Source organism: Methylocystis rosea SV97 (assembly GCF_000372845.1).
In the GTDB taxonomy this organism is placed as follows: domain Bacteria; phylum Pseudomonadota; class Alphaproteobacteria; order Rhizobiales; family Beijerinckiaceae; genus Methylocystis; species Methylocystis rosea.
The window spans coordinates 1,195,802-1,211,713 of the sequence record NZ_KB889963.1 but is presented as its reverse complement, the minus strand read 5'-3'; the positions used below and the strand labels follow the sequence as shown (position 1 = coordinate 1,211,713).

General features: G+C 63.5%; 17 protein-coding genes. 6 read left to right on the top strand and 11 right to left on the bottom strand.

All coding sequences use genetic code 11. From position 1 onward, the window contains the following. Window positions 1–9: 9 nt before the first annotated feature. The 9 genes from nuoG to A3OO_RS0106365 form a co-directional block, all read right to left on the bottom strand. Complete coding sequence (gene nuoG / locus A3OO_RS0106405; RefSeq protein ID WP_018407008.1) at window positions 10–2,070, bottom strand: NADH-quinone oxidoreductase subunit NuoG; 2,061 nt, start codon at window positions 2,068–2,070, stop codon at window positions 10–12. Window positions 2,071–2,104: 34 nt separating this feature from the next. After that, window positions 2,105–3,409: an NADH-quinone oxidoreductase subunit NuoF gene (gene nuoF, locus A3OO_RS0106400; RefSeq protein ID WP_018407007.1), complete on the bottom strand. Its 1,305-nt coding sequence runs from the start codon at window positions 3,407–3,409 to the stop codon at window positions 2,105–2,107. A gap of 20 nt (window positions 3,410–3,429) precedes the next feature. Next, window positions 3,430–4,044, bottom strand: a complete 615-nt coding sequence (nuoE, locus tag A3OO_RS0106395) for an NADH-quinone oxidoreductase subunit NuoE (RefSeq protein ID WP_018407006.1) — start codon at window positions 4,042–4,044, stop codon at window positions 3,430–3,432. Then, complete coding sequence (locus tag A3OO_RS0106390; RefSeq protein WP_018407005.1) at window positions 4,044–5,264, bottom strand: NADH-quinone oxidoreductase subunit D; 1,221 nt, start codon at window positions 5,262–5,264, stop codon at window positions 4,044–4,046. The genes nuoE and A3OO_RS0106390 overlap by 1 nt, the downstream gene beginning before the upstream one ends. A 10-nt stretch (window positions 5,265–5,274) precedes the next feature. Further along, on the bottom strand, window positions 5,275–5,877 hold the full coding sequence (locus A3OO_RS0106385) for an NADH-quinone oxidoreductase subunit C (protein WP_018407004.1): 603 nt from the start codon (window positions 5,875–5,877) through the stop codon (window positions 5,275–5,277). 160 nt (window positions 5,878–6,037) lie between these two features. Then, complete coding sequence (locus tag A3OO_RS0106380) at window positions 6,038–6,628, bottom strand: NuoB/complex I 20 kDa subunit family protein (RefSeq protein ID WP_018407003.1); 591 nt, start codon at window positions 6,626–6,628, stop codon at window positions 6,038–6,040. Then, entirely contained in the window at window positions 6,619–6,981 is a 363-nt protein-coding gene (locus A3OO_RS0106375; protein ID WP_014891230.1) for an NADH-quinone oxidoreductase subunit A, read from the bottom strand. Before A3OO_RS0106375 ends, A3OO_RS0106380 begins: the two co-directional genes overlap by 10 nt. A 184-nt stretch (window positions 6,982–7,165) precedes the next feature. Next, window positions 7,166–7,978, bottom strand: a complete 813-nt coding sequence (locus tag A3OO_RS0106370; RefSeq protein WP_018407002.1) for an ATP12 family chaperone protein — start codon at window positions 7,976–7,978, stop codon at window positions 7,166–7,168. 52 nt (window positions 7,979–8,030) lie between these two features. Then, window positions 8,031–9,104, bottom strand: a complete 1,074-nt coding sequence (locus tag A3OO_RS0106365) for an RluA family pseudouridine synthase (protein ID WP_156824906.1) — start codon at window positions 9,102–9,104, stop codon at window positions 8,031–8,033. A gap of 173 nt (window positions 9,105–9,277) precedes the next feature. On the opposite strand from A3OO_RS0106365, the gene A3OO_RS0106360 reads away from it, so the two are divergent. The 3 genes from A3OO_RS0106360 to A3OO_RS0106345 all read left to right on the top strand — a co-directional run bounded on the left by A3OO_RS0106360 (window position 9,278) and on the right by A3OO_RS0106345 (window position 12,722). Next, window positions 9,278–10,099, top strand: coding sequence for a hypothetical protein (locus A3OO_RS0106360; RefSeq protein WP_018407000.1), 822 nt, complete (start codon window positions 9,278–9,280; stop codon window positions 10,097–10,099). 32 nt (window positions 10,100–10,131) lie between these two features. Next, a complete protein-coding gene (locus A3OO_RS0106355) occupies window positions 10,132–10,749 on the top strand; it encodes a MotA/TolQ/ExbB proton channel family protein (protein WP_018406999.1) in 618 nt (205 codons plus the stop codon). Window positions 10,750–10,943: 194 nt separating this feature from the next. After that, on the top strand, window positions 10,944–12,722 hold the full coding sequence (locus A3OO_RS0106345; protein ID WP_018406998.1) for an SLC5/6 family protein: 1,779 nt from the start codon (window positions 10,944–10,946) through the stop codon (window positions 12,720–12,722). On the opposite strand, the gene A3OO_RS21255 is transcribed toward A3OO_RS0106345, so the two are convergent. Together A3OO_RS21255 and A3OO_RS0106335 are read right to left on the bottom strand one after the other, a co-directional pair. Further along, on the bottom strand, window positions 12,719–13,312 hold the full coding sequence (locus tag A3OO_RS21255) for a hypothetical protein (protein WP_018406997.1): 594 nt from the start codon (window positions 13,310–13,312) through the stop codon (window positions 12,719–12,721). The two genes, A3OO_RS0106345 and A3OO_RS21255, sit on opposite strands and share 4 nt — an antisense overlap. A 97-nt stretch (window positions 13,313–13,409) precedes the next feature. Further along, the gene (locus A3OO_RS0106335; protein WP_018406996.1) at window positions 13,410–14,219 is read right to left on the bottom strand and encodes a sterol desaturase family protein; all 810 of its coding nucleotides are present in this window, start codon (window positions 14,217–14,219) and stop codon (window positions 13,410–13,412) included. A 221-nt stretch (window positions 14,220–14,440) separates the two neighbouring features. Between A3OO_RS0106335 and A3OO_RS0106330 the strand changes: the two genes are divergently transcribed. The 3 genes from A3OO_RS0106330 (at window position 14,441) to rpsO (ending at window position 15,850) form a co-directional block, all read left to right on the top strand. After that, window positions 14,441–14,968 carry an SRPBCC family protein gene (locus tag A3OO_RS0106330; RefSeq protein WP_026222739.1) on the top strand — a complete coding sequence of 176 codons (528 nt, stop codon included), beginning with the start codon at window positions 14,441–14,443 and terminating at the stop codon, window positions 14,966–14,968. A 12-nt stretch (window positions 14,969–14,980) separates the two neighbouring features. After that, the gene (locus A3OO_RS0106325) at window positions 14,981–15,433 is read left to right on the top strand and encodes a PAS domain-containing protein (RefSeq protein WP_018406994.1); all 453 of its coding nucleotides are present in this window, start codon (window positions 14,981–14,983) and stop codon (window positions 15,431–15,433) included. 147 nt (window positions 15,434–15,580) lie between these two features. Beyond that, window positions 15,581–15,850, top strand: a complete 270-nt coding sequence (gene rpsO, locus A3OO_RS0106320) for a 30S ribosomal protein S15 (protein WP_018406993.1) — start codon at window positions 15,581–15,583, stop codon at window positions 15,848–15,850. Window positions 15,851–15,912: the final 62 nt, after the last annotated feature.

Here is a 15,912-nt window from a genome sequence, read left to right as displayed (position 1 = left end):
CCAAAGCTCCTATTCCGCCGCCTGAGCAAGCCGGCCCTGCGCCAGCGCCGAACATTCCGCCATGACCGCCGAGGCGCGGGCGATCGGATTTGTGAAGAAGAAGTTTTGGATCGCCGGCGCGAAGGAATCCTTCATCGCCACGGCCGGATGGTTGGCGAGAGCGACGACCTGCGCGTGATCGCCCAGCGCAATCTCATCCAGTTCCGCGAAGTGCGGGTGGGATTCGACGAGCAGCCGGCGCAATGCCGCAAGCGAATCGAAGGGCAGCGGAGCTCCGAGCGCGCCGGAAAGCGCACGCAGCACCGCCCAGTCCTCGCGCGCTTCCCCCGGGGGAAACACCACGCGGAAGGCGCGCTGCACGCGGCCTTCCGTATTGACGTAAAGCCCGGACTTTTCCGTATAGGCGGCGCCGGGCAGGATCACGTCGGCGCGATGCGCGCCGCGATCGCCATGCGTGCCGATGTAAACCACGAAGGCGCCGGGTTCGATGGCGATTTCGTCGGCGCCGAGGTTGAAGATGAGATCCAGCGCGCCGGCCTTCGCCATGGCGCGCGCATCCAACCCGCCGGCGCCCGGCGTGAAGCCGAGATCGAGCGCGCCGACGCGCGCGGCGGCCGTATGCAGGACCGAGAAGCCGTTCCAGCCGTCGCCGAGACCGCCGAGCCTTTGCGCGGCCTGAGCGGCGAGCGTGAGCGCCGCCTCGCCGTCGTCGCGCGCCAGAGCGCCCTGCCCGACGATGATCAGCAGCTTCTCAGTCGGCTTTGCGGAGCGGATGAACTGCAGAAGCGATTCCGGCCCGGCCCCGAGATAGTCGTAGTCGTAGGTGAGGTCGGCGCGCTCGCCGACAAGCGAGATCTTGAAGTCGCCTCTGAGCCAGCGCTTGCGGAGTCGCGCGTTGAGAACAGGCGCTTCCTTGCGCGGATTGGCGCCGATGATGAGCGCGGCGCCCGCCTGCTCGATTCCCGCGACCGTCGCGTTGAAGAGATAAGAGGCCCGGCCGAACTTCGGATCGAGTTTGGCGCCCTCCTGGCGGCAATCGAGATTGGGCGTTCCAAGCTGCTCCGCGAGAAGCTTCAGCGCGAAGGTCTCTTCGACCCCGGCGAGATCGCCGACAAGCGCGCCAATGCGCGATGCGGACGTCGCCTTGGTTTTGGCGGCGACGGCGGCGAGCGCCTCCTGCCAGGAGGCCGGACGCAGCCGGCCGTTCTCGCGGATATAGGGGCGATCAAGGCGCTGCGTCTTCAGACCGTCGACGATCTGGCGCGTCTTGTCGGAAATCCACTCCTCGTTCACGAGGTCGTTGATGCGCGGCAGAATGCGCATGACTTCACGGCCGCGCGAGTCGACGCGGATCGCCGAGCCAAGCGCATCCATCACGTCGATTGTCTCGGTCTTCTGATATTCCCAAGGACGCCCACGGAAGCTTTGCGGCTTCGGCAGCAGCGCGCCGACGGGACAGAGATCCGCGACATTGCCCTGCAGTTCGGAGGTCATCGCGCTTTCGAGATAGGTGGTGATCTCCATATCTTCGCCGCGGCCGATCGCGCCCATGTCGCCCGTGCCGGCGACCTCCGCCGTGAAGCGGACGCAACGCGTGCAATGGATGCAGCGGTTCATCTCGGTCTTGACCAGGACGCCGATATATTTGTCCTCGACCGCGCGCTTATTTTCATGAAAACGCGAGCTGTCGACGCCAAAGACCAGCGCCTGATCCTGCAGATCGCATTCGCCGCCCTGATCGCAGATCGGGCAATCCAGCGGATGATTGATCAGCAGGAACTCCATCACGCCTTCGCGCGCCTTCTTCACCATCGGCGACTTGGTGAGGACTTCCGGCGGCGCGCCATTCGGACCGGGGCGCAGATCCTTCACCGACATGGCGCAGGAGGCCTGCGGCTTCGGCGGCCCGCCCTTCACCTCGACGAGGCACATGCGGCAGTTGCCGGCGATCGACAGGCGCTCGTGATAACAAAAGCGCGGAATCTCGGCGCCGGCCTGCTCGCACGCCTGCAGCAGGGTGAAATCCCCGGGCACGTCCACTTCGACGCCATCGACGAGAATCTTGGTCACTTCGCTCTCTCCGAAGTCTCGATGGGTTCGATCATCACTCGGCCGCCACGCGGATCGGATCGGGATGCGGATTGGCCGCATATTGATCGATGCGATGTTCGATCACGTCGCGGAAATGCGTGATGAGCCCCTGGATCGGCCAGGCCGCGGCGTCGCCGAGCGCGCAGATCGTGTGGCCTTCGATCTGCTTTGACACATCGAACAGCATGTCGATTTCTTTTTTATGCGCGCGGCCTTCGACCATGCGCTGCACGACGCGCCACATCCAGCCGGTGCCCTCGCGGCAGGGCGTGCACTGGCCGCAGCTCTCGTGCTTGTAGAAATAGGCGAGGCGCGCGATGGCGCGGATGATGTCGGTCGACTTGTCCATGACGATCACCGCCGCCGTGCCGAGGCCGGACTTCAACGCCACGAGGCTGTCGAAATCCATCGGGCAGTCGACGATCTCATGCGATGGCACGCAGCGGACCGACGAGCCGCCGGGAATGACCGCGAGCAGATTGTCCCAGCCGCCGCGCACGCCCCCGCAATGAGTCTCGATCAATTCGCGGAACGAGATCGACATCGCCTCTTCGACGTTGCACGGCCGATTGACGTGGCCGGAAATCGAAAAGAGCTTGGTGCCCGTGTTGTTGGGCCTGCCGATGCCGGAAAACCAGGCTGCGCCGCGGCGCAGGATGGTCGGCGCGACAGCGATCGACTCGACGTTATTGACCGTCGTCGGGCAGCCATAGAGGCCGACATTGGCCGGGAACGGCGGCTTTAAGCGCGGCATGCCCTTCTTGCCCTCGAGGCTTTCGAGCAGCGCGGTCTCCTCGCCGCAAATATAAGCGCCCGCGCCGTGATGGACGTAGAGGTCGAACGGATATCCGTGGACGTTGTCCTTGCCGATCAGCCGCGCATCATAGGCTTCGTCAACGGCCTTCTGGAGCGCGATGCGCTCGGCGATGAACTCGCCGCGAATGTAAATGTAACAGGCATGCGCGCCCATGGCGAAGCTCGCGATGAGCGCGCCTTCGACCAGCGTATGCGGATCGTTGCGCATGATCTCGCGATCCTTGCACGTGCCGGGCTCCGACTCGTCGGCGTTGATGACGAGATAATGCGGCCGCTTGGGATCAATTTCCTTCGGCATGAAGGACCATTTGAGGCCCGTCGAAAATCCGGCGCCGCCGCGCCCGCGCAGACCCGACGCCTTGATCTCATTGATGATCGAGTCGCGACCCTTGTCGAGCAGCGCCTTGGTGTTGTCCCACTGGCCGCGCTTTCGCGCGCCCGCAAGCGATCTGTCGCCCAGGCCATAAAGATTGGTGAAGATACGATCTGCGTCGGAAAGCATGGTTTTTCCTCTTCCCTCCGCTACTTCGCGCCGTCGCCGTAAAGCGAGGTCAGACTCGTCAGCTTGCCGACCGGCTCCGAAGAGACGCGCCCGATTTGCGAGCCGATCTTCACCGGGCGACCCGCGGCGAGATTGTCGAGAAGCTTCTCGAAATTCTCGGCGGTCAGATCCTCGTAATAGTCGTCGTTGATCTGCACCATCGGCGCGTTGCAGCACGCGCCGAGGCATTCGACCTCGAGCCAGGAAAACAGCCCGTCGTCAGTCACGCGCCGCTGAGGACCGACCCGGCGATGCAGCACCGCGATAAGGTCGTCAGAGCCGGCAAGCAGGCACGGCGTCGTGCCGCAAAGCTGGATGAAATATTTGCCGACGGGCTCGAGGTTGAACATCGAATAGAAGGTCGCGATTTCGAGCACGCGAATTTTCGCCATGCCGAGCGCGTCCGCGACTTTTTCGATCGCCGCCTGCGACAACCAATTGTCATGCTGCTTTTGCGCCTGCCACAGCGCCGGCACGACCATCGAGGCCTGTCGGCCATCGGGATATTTGGCGATCTGCTTCTCAAGCCACGCCTTGTTTTCGGGCGTGAATTCGAAGCTCTCAGTCTGTTTTTCGGCGAGACGACGGACGGACATTAGCGATCGACCTCCCCGAACACGATGTCGAGCGAACCCAGAATCGCCGAGACGTCGGCGAGCATGTGGTTCTTGCAGAGAAAATCCATGGCGGACAAATGCGCGAAGCCCGGCGCGCGAATCTTGCAGCGATAGGGCTTGTCGCCGCCGTCGGAGACGAGATAGACGCCGAATTCGCCCTTTGGCGCTTCGACCGCGGCGTAGACTTCGCCCTCCGGCACGTGGAAGCCTTCGGTGAAGAGCTTGAAGTGATGGATCAAGGCTTCCATCGAGCGCTTCATCTCGCCGCGCGAGGGCGGCGTGATCTTGTGATTGGGCGCCATCACCGGGCCGCGGTTTTCGGCGCGCATCAGCTTTTCGACGCATTGTTTCATGATCGAGGTCGACTGCCGCATCTCCTCCATGCGGATCACGGCGCGGTCGTAGCAATCGCCATGCTTGCCGACCGGGATGTCGAACTCCATCTCCTCGTAGCATTCGTAAGGCTGCGCTTTGCGCAGATCCCAGGCGGCGCCCGAGCCGCGCACCATCACCCCCGAGAAGCCCCATTTCCAGGCGTCTTCGAGAGAGATGACGCCGATGTCGACGTTGCGCTGCTTGAAGATGCGGTTGCCGATGAAGAGTTCATCGAGATCTTCGACGACCTTGAGGAACGGATCGCAAAAGGCGCCGATATCCTCGACGAGCTGGTCGGGCAGGTCGCGCGCGACGCCGCCGGGCCGGAAATAATTGGCGTGCATGCGCGCGCCCGAGGCGCGCTCGTAGAACACCATCAGCTTCTCGCGCTCTTCATAGCCCCACAACGGCGGGGTGAGCGCGCCGACGTCCATCGCCTGCGAAGTGACGTTGAGCAGATGCGACAAGAGGCGGCCGATTTCGGCGTAAAGCACGCGAATGAGCTGACCGCGGCGCGGAACTTCGACGCCGAGCAGACGCTCGATGGCGAGGCAGAAGGCGTGCTCCTGGTTCATCGGCGCGCAATAGTCGAGCCGATCGAAGTAAGGCACGTTCTGCAGATAGGTCCGCGACTCCATCAGCTTTTCGGTGCCGCGATGCAGGAAGCCCACATGCGGGTCGACGCGCTCGACGACCTCGCCGTCGAGCTCGAGGATCAGGCGCAGCACGCCATGCGCCGCCGGATGCTGCGGGCCGAAGTTGATGTTGAAGTTACGCAGGCCCTGCGATTCGGGCTTCGCTGGCGCGGGGGTTTGATCGTTCATCTCGACGCGCTCACTTGCTCGCCTTCTCGTCGCCGGGAAGGTCGTAATGCACGCCTTCCCACGGCGAGAGGAATTCGAAGTTGCGGTATTCCTGGCTGAGCCGCACCGGCTCATAAACGACGCGCTTCTGCTCGTCGTCGTAGCGCACCTCGACAAAGCCGGTCATCGGGAAGTCCTTGCGCAGCGGATGACCGTCGAAGCCGTAGTCGGTCATGATGCGGCGCAGATCGGGGTGGCCGGAAAAGATCACGCCGAAGAGATCGTAAGTCTCGCGCTCAAACCAGTCGGCGCCGGGATAGAGCGTGACGAGCGAGGCGACAGGCGTTTCTTCCGACGCCGGCGTCTTGATGCGGATACGTCGGTTGTATTTGGGCGAGAGCAGATGCGCGACGACCTCGAAACGCTCCGCCCGCTGCGGGTAATCCGCCGCCGTCACGTCGATGAAACACACGAAGAGGCAGTCGGGACTGTCGCGCAGATGGGCGGCGACCTCGAGCCAACGCTCGCGCACGACGGTCAGCGTAAGTTCGCCATAGGCGACCTTCACATCCGTCACCGCGCCGAGCAAGGCGCCGCTGATTTTAGCGCCGAGAGCTTCCAACTCAGCCGACATTCTAAATTCCTTGGCCTGTCGCTATTCCCTCTTCCTTCGAGACGGCGGCTGCGCCGCCTCCTCAGGATGAGCGAATTGCTTGACCCGACCTCATCCTGAGGAGCCCGCGCGAACGGGCGTCTCGAAGGACGAGGGCGGACAACTCCTCAGTTTCGCGTCGTTAGCGCTCGATCGTGCCCGTGCGCCGGATTTTCTTCTGCAACAGCAGCATGCCGTAGACGAGCGCCTCCGCCGAAGGCGGGCATCCCGGCACATAGATGTCGACCGGAATGATGCGATCGCAGCCGCGCACCACTGAATAGGAATAGTGATAGTAGCCGCCGCCGTTGGCGCAGGAGCCCATTGAGATCACGTAGCGCGGCTCCGGCATCTGGTCGTAGACCTTGCGCATCGCCGGCGCCATTTTGTTCGTCAGCGTGCCGGCGATAATGATGCAGTCGGACTGGCGCGGGCTTGCGCGCGGCGCAAAACCGAAGCGCTCCAGATCATAGCGCGGCATCGCCGCCTGGATCATCTCGACGGCGCAGCAGGCGAGACCGAACGTCATCCACATCAGCGAGCCGGTGCGCGCCCAATTGATGACGTCGTCCGTCGCGGTGACGAAAAATCCCTTGTCGGCGAGTTCGTCGTTGAGATGCAGAAAGAACGGGTCGTCCGAGCCGACAGGCTTGCCGGTGCGCGGATCGATCAGTCCCTTGGGCTGCGGCGCGATCAGAGTCTGGCGCACGCCTTCCTTCTCGATCAGTCCCATTCCAGAGCTCCCTTGCGCCACTCGTAGACGAAGCCGACGGTGAGCACGCCAAGGAAGGCCATCATCGACCAGAAGCCGAAGGCGCCCGCTTCCTTGAAGGCCACCGCCCAGGGAAAGAGAAAGGCCACTTCAAGATCGAAGACGATGAAAAGCAGAGAGACGAGATAGAAGCGCACGTCGAATTTCATGCGCGCGTCATTGAAGGGATTGAAGCCGCATTCATAGGCGGAGAGCTTTTCGGGGTCCGGCGCCTTGAACGCAAGCAGGAAGGGCGCAACGAGCAATGCGCCGGCAATCACAGCCGATAGGGCGATGAAGATCACCAGCGGCAGATATTGTTCGAGCAGCGGCATGAGTCTGGTCCGACTTCGGCGGGGCGAGGGCCGGTCGCGGGAGCGTTTCCTTGGCGTTATTCCTTAGAACGACTCCAGGCCGCGCGTTCCGTAACAAAGGCCATTGTGCAAAGCAAGAGAGGAAGCGCCCCGTCGGCAAATTGGCCGCAGCCTTTTGACGAGGCGCCTCTATATTGCGCTTCAGTCAGTTAGGAGTGGAATGGCGCGACACGGTCGCCGCGGCCTCGAACTCCTGAAGGCGCGCGGACCGTCTGGCCATCGCTTCGGCGTCTTCGCCCCAGGCGCGCATCTGCCAGTCTTCATCGACGTTGGCCGCCTCCCAGGCCTTGCCGGCGTCTATTTCGTGTCGGGCGGCTGCAAGCGCAAGGACCGCGGAGCCTGATAGCGTCGTCATGACGTGCAGCGCCGCGAGCCTGAGCGGGGCGCCGGCGCCCTCGCCCACATAATCGCGCACGGCGCGCGCGAAAGCGTCGAGCGCCGCCTGCGGCTGTTCGATGAACATGACGCCTTCGGCGAGCGCGAGCTTGGCGCCAAGCCTCTCGCGCGCGAAGGCGACGAGCGGGTCCCAGGCCGAAGATTGCGCCGCCGCCAGGCTCTCTGGCTCTCCAGCGCGGTAGCAGATGAGGTCGGAGGCGGCATATTTGACGATCTCGGCTTCGACCTCGGCCATTTGCGCCGCCACGCCGTCGAACGCGGTGTTCATCAGCTTGGTAAGCGGCATCGTCGCCGGATCGATCGTCTCGCCCTGGTTCGCCCATTCGGCGGCGATCGCTTCCGCCAGCGGCTGTGAGGGCGCGACCAGCCTACGCTTTGCAGGCGTGTTGACTGGCCGACCGTCCAGGAAAATCCCGTAGCCGCCCTCGGCGGGCGCCGCGACCGCCTCCTTGTAGAAGCGCTTCGGCAAGGGGCGCGCCGGTTCGCGCGCGGCCTTCACCGGATCGCGCTCCTCCGGGGAGACGAAAAAATCGGCGTCGAGGCCGGTCGGCTCCTTTGACATTTATCATCCTTGCCTGAGGGAAACGCCGTCCGCCGGGCTTTTCCCGGCCCCTTTAAGCGTCTGGCGCGTCCTCGATCGGGTCATGACGCTTCACGTCGAAGCCGAAAAGGTCCCAGCTCTGCTGCATATGATCGGGCAGCGGCGCGGTCACGTCCAGAATTCCGCCCCTCGGATGCGGCAACACAAGGCGGCGGGCGAGGAGGTGAAGCTTGCGCTCGAGCCCCTCCGGCACGGCGCGCAGAGGGTCGCGACGGCGGACCTCGTCCTCGGGGCGATGGCCATATTTGGGGTCGCCGAAAATCGGATGGCCGATCGCCTCCGCATGGGCGCGCAGCTGATGCGTCCGTCCGGTGAGCGGCTTCATCGACAGCCAGGCGCAGCGCGGCGCAACCTTGTCGACGATCGCATAATAGGTCAGCGAGTGCTGCGCGTCGGCCTCGCCATGTTTGGCGACGCGCATTTTCTCGAGGTCTCTTGCGCCGCCTCTGGATTTTTCCATGCCGGCGCCTTTCGCCAGATAGAGCGAGATCCGGCCCTGCGACGGCTTCGGCACGCCTTCGACAAGCGCCCAATAGATCTTCTTGGCCTGCCGCGAGCGGAAAATCTCGCCGAGGTCGGCGGCCATCCGCCGGTTCTTGGCGACGAGCAGCACGCCGGAGGTGTCGCGGTCGAGGCGATGCACGAGCACGGGCCGCGTGTCGCCCCTGGCGAGCGATTCCAGCATCCCGTCAATATGGTGCGTCTGACCTGAGCCGCCCTGCGTCGCCAGCCCATAGGGCTTGTTGAGGACGAGCAAATCCTTGTCCTCAAAGAGCGTCATGTCGGCCAGCGCCAGCGCGTCCTTGGGGTCGGCGCGCTTGACCGCCGGCGCCGCGGGCGCCTCGATCTTCAAAGGCGGCACCCGAACCTTTTGCCCCTCTTCGAGCCGCGTCGAGGTTTCGACGCGCTTGCCGTCGACCCGCACTTCGCCTTTGCGGCAGATCTTGGCGAGATGGGACAAAGCGAGCCCGGGATAACGACGCTTGAACCAGCGGTCGAGGCGCATCCCCGCCTCGTCCTCGGTGACGAGGGCGGTGGAGACGCCGCCCGCGGCGGCGGGCGGCTGCGAATCTGGACTGAGGAACATGGCCGCCTTATCCGCCAAAGCCGCCTCTGTGTCGATCACGATAGGGCGGCGCCGCTCGGCGATCCAGGCGCCACACAAAGCCGCACCCGCTCCGCCACGGCTTGAAGCGCGTTGTTCCACGCGCCTATGATGCCGAACGATTTTAGGCGCATCGGCGGCGGAGCGCTTCGCAAGTGAATAAGACGACAAAAAGTTCGATCGTGGGCGCGCAATTGGAAAAGCGACCCCCGCTCAGGCCCCGTTGGCTGCATCCCGTCGCAACCGCGTCGGTCGTCGGGATATTTTTCGCGTTCTTCGCTTCAGGCGTTTACTGGCCCCAATCTCTGGTCGTCGACCTCGGCGGCATAAATGCAGACCTCATCCCCGAAGGCGTTTCGCTCGAGGCGGGAGATCCGGCGCCCGAAGGAGATTCGCTGGACGATCCGTTGCCGATTGAAACGGCCTCCCTCACCGAGGAAGGGATGGACGAACTCATCTCCGACGAGCCGCCGCCGCCGCTGATCATGGAGCCCGATGTGGCGCCGACGCCCGCCAAAAAAGAAAAGGCCGAGAAGAAAGATAAGGTCGAGAAGCCGAAGAAAGCGGAGAAAAACGTCCGCGATCGCCGAGCGGCCGCAACCGATGGACGAGGCGCGGCTGAAAACGCCCGGCGCTACGGGCGACCCGGAGGCTCCGGCGTAGGATCGGGATCGGCGCGCGTCGCCGGCCGTTTCGGATTGCCAGGAGGCAGCGGCGACGCTTCGGGCGCCTCGCAGGCGACCTGTCTTGCTCAAATCTACGCTTCAATTCGCGGACATACGCCCGCCGTGACGAGCCTTGGCCCCGGAACGGTCAATGTCACCTTCTATGTGAATTCCGGCGGCGGCATCTCGGGTATTTCCGCGTCTGGCGGAAGCCCCGCGCATGCGGCGCTGGCGCGCCGAATCGTCGCCTCTTCGCGCGGGCCAAGCAGCTGCGGAGCCGTGTTCGCGCGGCAGGGAATCACGTTTCAATAAGCTTAACGCCGCGAGCTCAGGAGAGCGCTGCAATGGATTTTGCGCCGATGTCACTTGCGCCGATGTCGCCCCTCGGCATGTTCATTTATGCCGGACCCGTCAGCAAACTGGTGATGGCGCTGCTTCTCGCCGCGGCGGTCTGGACCTGGGTGCTCATCATCGACGGAGTCTTTGTTCTGCGGCGTCTTTCCAAGGCGCTGGATCGCGTGCGGGCCGGCGGCGACATTGGCGTCCTTTGGCCGATCGCCGAAGCCGCGCGCCAAGCGTCGCAAGCTGAATTGCCCAACGAATCCATTCACCAAAAGCGCGAACGAATCCTGCAGCAGATGAACCGCGCCGCGCGCGAATTCATGCTCGACGCCGAAGGCGGGCTCCCGGTTCTGGCCATCGTCGCCTCGGCGGGCCCCTTTGTCGGCCTGTTCGGCACGGTTTGGGGCATTATGTCGAGCTTCTCGGGGATCGCGCAGACTCAAGACACGAGTCTTGCGGTCGTCGCCCCGGGCATCGCCGATGCGCTCGCCGCGACGGCCTATGGGCTCGCCGCCGCGATTCCGGCCGCCATTGGCTATAACCGCATGGGCATGGCGTTCGGCAGTCTCAAAGAGAGAATAAGCCGCTATATCATGACCTATGCGACGTCGATCGCTTAAAGCAGGTTCCGAAAAAATTGACCGACTTTTCGATGAGAAACTGCTCCAACATTTCGGTTTTGAGCGATTCCCTATCGATCACATGATTCCATCTGATCGATAAGCGCTCTAGCGGCGAAGACGCGCGCGCCATCTTGGCCGGCGAGACGTCCTCATCTAGAGTCGCAGCGTTTTCTGTTTTAGCGAGGGCCAGGATGAGCGATCGGTCGACCGAGCAGGCGGCGCTCGAAAGAGCCAATCTTGACGCCCGAATCGCCTTCGTTGCCGCGAGCTTTCTGCTGGCTTACGCCTTTGCGGCGCTTCTCGACCGCGTCGGCGCGCCGGAGCGCTTTGTCGGCGCGGCGCCGCCCTATTTCACCATCCTCGGCCTCGCTACGCTCGGCTTCCTTCTGCATTCGATGCGCGCGTCGGTCTATTACACCGCCGGCCGCGGACTGCCGGCCGCCTATGCAGGCTTCGCCAACGCCGCCATCGTGATCGCCCTGATGCTGCCTTTCGGCGCACGGCTGGCGGGAGGCAGCTGGGCTGTAGGCGCCGTCGCCGGCGTCTTCATCGGTCTCGCCGCGGCGGGTCTTTATGTCGGCCCACTGCTGCGCAAAACCGGCGTTTTTTCGATTTCCGAGCTTCTTTGCGCACGTTTTGCAAGCGCCGCGACCCGCGTCGGCTTCATCGGCGCGGTGGCGCTGTCTTCGACGCTGCTTGCCGCCGCCGGCGGCCTGATTGCGGTGAATGCGCTTGTCGAGCACACCGGCGCCAACCGAGGCTTCGCGGCATTTTTGATCGCCGCGGCCAGCCTGATCATTGCCGGTCCTGGCGGACTTTCAGGCGTCATGTGGGCTGCGGCCGCCGCCGCTGGCGTGGCGACGCTGGGCTTTGGCTGGCCGATCGCCGCGCTCAGTCTCCATGACGCGCTGCCGAGCGGTCTGATCTTTGGCGGCGGCGCCTCCGCGGAGGCCGCGAGACTGCTGGAGAGCTGGGGGGTGACGCCGACGCCGATGGGCCTGCCGGTGGAATTCGTCACGACGATCGCCGTGGCGCTCGGGATCGCGACGCTCGCGCCGGTGCTCGCGGCCTCGGTGGCGACCGCCGACGGGCGCAGCGCGCGGCGCGCCGGGATCTCCGCCCTCTTCTGGAGCGTCGTCATCGCGCTGCTGGCGGCGGCGGCCATCGCCGCTTCGGCGCTGTCGCTCGCCCGGGCCACGGCTGGACAGCCGCCGGAACGTCTGCCGCAAGCAATCTATCAGGCGAGCGAACGTGGGCTTCTCAGCGTTTGCGGCTATTACGTGCGCGGGCCGTCGGAGGCTCAGCGCGCCTGCGCGGCAAAGGGATATGCGCCCGGCGCGCCGCTCGCCGCGGAGGAGATTCGACCGATCGACGGCGACTTTCTGCTCGGCGCGCTGCCGCAGGCGGCGGAGCTCGGCGCGGCGTCTTCGGGGCTTATCGCCTCGGCGCTTGTCGCCCTCGGGCTGGCGCTCGCCACGGCGGGCCTGCAGGCCTGCGCGACAGCCTTTGGCCATGACGCGCTCTATCGGCTGCGCGGCGAGATCGACCTAACGAGCCGGCGTCTCGCCGTCAACCGCGTCACGCTCGTGGTCGTGTCAACTCTTGCTTACGTGACGGCCGTCACCGGAGTCTTCACGCCGGGCGCGCTCGTGGCGGCGGCGCTCGCAGTATCGGCCGCCTGCCTCGCGCCGCCTCTCGCCCTGGCCTTTTGGGCGCGGGCGGGCGATCGCGAAGCGCTCGTCGCGCTGTGCGGCGGCGCGGTGGGCCTATTCACCGCCTTGGCCGTAGCGGGATCGCCCAGTCGTATCGAAATTTATGCGCTCTGCGCGCTTGCGGGCATAACGCTTGGCGGCGCGCTTGGACTGTTGTCAGGACTGACCTCGAGAAGCGACAAGCCCGCGGCGCGCGCCTTCATCACCCGCATGTTGCGCGGCGACGCCCAAATGCTCCAGCCCGACAAAGGCGCCTAAGGCTTTGTGCTGAAGAAATCCTCGCCTGGCGTGATCGTGCCGAGGACGATCGGCGTGTCCTTGCCGCAGACGAAATCGCGGGCGTGTCTGTCGGCGATCTCGCGCGCCAGTTCATTGGCGTTTGGATTGGCGAGCGCATCGACGTAGCCGAGGTGGCAGACGTCGCCCGGCGGCAGGCGCGTGACGACCAAGGCGCGGCCTCGGACCTCACGGTTCTCCATGTCGGCGGCGCGTTTCACATTCCAGCGCATGATCGTGGCGAAGGGCTTGCCATTGGCGAGCCGCCATTCGACGACGCCCTTATATAAGTCGTTGAAGGGCGCAAGCGTCTGTCCCGCCGCCGGTTCGTCCTTGGCCTTGGATCCGAAGCTGACATACATGCGCTGATCGCCTGCCCCGAGCCACATGGGCATGCCCGCATAGCCCTTGCAGCGCCAGTCGCCATAGTCCTCCACCGCCTTTCCAGGCCGGTGCGCGCAGTCGCGGCGCACGTCCAGCTTTGTGTAAGCGGAGGAGATGTCCTTAGCGGCGGCGGGCGCGACGCCGCACGCGACGACAAGCGGCAAACAATAGCGGGCGATGCGGTTCATTAAGGCTCTCGTCACGCGGCGCCGAGGCGACCCGGGCGTCTATCGGCGCAATCGTGAGCCGTTCGAGTCGCGCGCGCTTTGCACCAGCGCACACGGCCTAAGGAAGCGGCTTTCGGGGAACAAGATGCATGACGCGCGCAAGCCGCCGCTCGGTGAGAAACGCCAAACTGAACAGCTGCAGGAAGTTTTCCGCCTCGATCAGCTCGAGGCCGATGGATTTCGGCGTCAGAACCTTTCGCGTGCGAAAGAGAATGTCCCAGATCGAAAGGACGATTCCATAATTGCCGTCGTGCTCGCTGCGCAGCGTCGAGTGATGGGCGCGGTGCAGAGACGGCGTGATGATGAAATAGGACAAAATCTTCTCTCCGGGAATCGCGATGTTGGCGTGGTGGAACAGCACGAAGAACATGCGCACAACCTCGCATACCACCACGACATGCGCGGGCGCGCCGATGACAATGGCGCAGATGCATTTCACGACGACTTCCAGCAACTGATCGAAGACATGGAAACGCAGCCCAGTCGTGACGTGAAAGCTCTTATCGCTGTGATGGATCTTATGAAACAGCCAGAGCGCTTCCGACCTATGCCCGAGATAATGCCACGCATATACCGCCAGATCGAACAACACGAAGCTTGCAATCCATTTCGACGGCGCGTCGGGCAGGCTCGATAGCAGGCCATAGTTCGAATAGTTCGAAGCGACGACGAGCAGGCTGGAAACGGACAAGACATTCATGATGACGTTGTTGATCAGGAAAGCAGAAGTGTTGGTGGAGAATGACGCCTTCAGACCAGCGCCCGCGAATTTCTTGTAAGGACGGAATTTTTCGACGACGAGCAGGAGCGCGAAAAGACAGAATGCGGCGATAAACAACTGGTTCTCGATATGTGGCGGAGCGCTCATCGCCGACCTCGCTGGTTTGGGATGGGCCGTTTTCAGGCGTGCGGCAAAGCGGCCCGGTCTATGTAATGGGCGCCCTAGACGCCTCAAGGGACCCTCAATCTTCGCCAATTTGCCGCCGTTTTTTGACGGCGCGGGGGAAGTCGCCTGAATCGCCCTTGTCAGTCGCTCGATAACGCTTAGCTCGTCTGAGGGAGCCCATCATCTTTCAGCAAGGGCGTCGCATGTTGGGACTTAACGTAAACCTCAAAGGATTGAGCCCGCCCCGTCCTCCAGCCGTCGGCGGCGTTGCAAGAACCGTGATTTCACGGCCGCGCGATTTTGCTTTCGACTTCGTCGCCCGCGATTTTTTCGCGAATTATCAGCGATGGTGTCCGCAAGTGGTGGAGTTGGAGCCGAATGGAAGCGCGCCCGTGCGCGTCGGGACGACGGCGCGTCAAGTCACGATGGAGCGGGGCATACGCAGCGAGAGCACATTCGAGATCGTGAACCTCGAACGCCCGCGCCTTTTCGCGATAGAAGGAATTTCCGAACCCTTCTCGTCCTCCTACGAATTCGAGTGCGAGTCGCAAGGGACCACGCTGATTTTCACCTTCGAATTGCGCGAGATCGAGTTTTCGATGCGACCCTTCGTCAAATTGATTCGCGCCGCATTGCAGGACGGCGCAGAGCAGATCGTCGAGAACCTTCGGGCGCTTATCGAAACCGGCGCGACTTCAGCCCAACCCGCCGGCGCGTCACGATCAAACTGAGGTCAGCGAAAAATGTTCGTCGTTCAGAAAGATGATGGGATCATCCCGAAGATTTTGACGCAGATTCTCGATTCATGCGTCAACGGCGTCACGCTGGCGGACCCGGATCAACCCGACGCGCCGATCATCTATGCGAACAAGGCCTTCGAAAGCATGACCGGCTATGGCCAGGACGATATCATCGGCCGCAACTGCCGTTTTCTGCAAGGCGATGACCGGGATCAGGAGGGACTCGCGCCGCTGCGGGAGGCCATGCGCAAGCATGAACACATTGAAGTGACGCTGCGCAACTATCGGAAAAATGGCGAGTTGTTCTTCAATAAACTCAATATCACGCCGCTGCTCGATAGTCGCGGCGCGGTGATCTACTACCTCGGCGTCCAATATGACGTGACCGAGCTTGTCCGCGCGGAAGTGGAAATCAACAGGCTGGGCCAGCGACTGAAGGCGCTGGAGAAGGCGTAAGACCTCTATCCATCTCCTGCATTTCTGCTATAACGCCTCGGCACGCCCCGGTCCGCCGGGGCGGCTCCGTTTTCGCGCGACCCTGCTGGACGACATCCCGGCCTTGGCCGCGGAGCGCGGATCACCTCCAAAGACAAGGACAATCCGATGTCGATCACGGCGGAGCGCAAGCAGTCGCTCATCAAGGAATATTCCACCAAGGCGAACGACACGGGCTCGCCAGAGGTGCAGGTGGCGATTCTCACCGAGAGAATCACCAATCTGACCGAACACTTCAAGACCCATGCGAAAGACAATCACTCGCGTCGCGGGCTCCTGAAGCTCGTTTCCCAGCGCCGCCAGCTCCTTGACTATGTTAAGGTGCGGGACGAACCGCGCTACAAGAGCCTGATCGAGCGGCTCGGCATCCGCCGCTAACCAGCTGAGCGAAAGCGGCGCGCCGATGCGCCGCTTTCCCCAAGATGGGCGTCCAGAGGGAC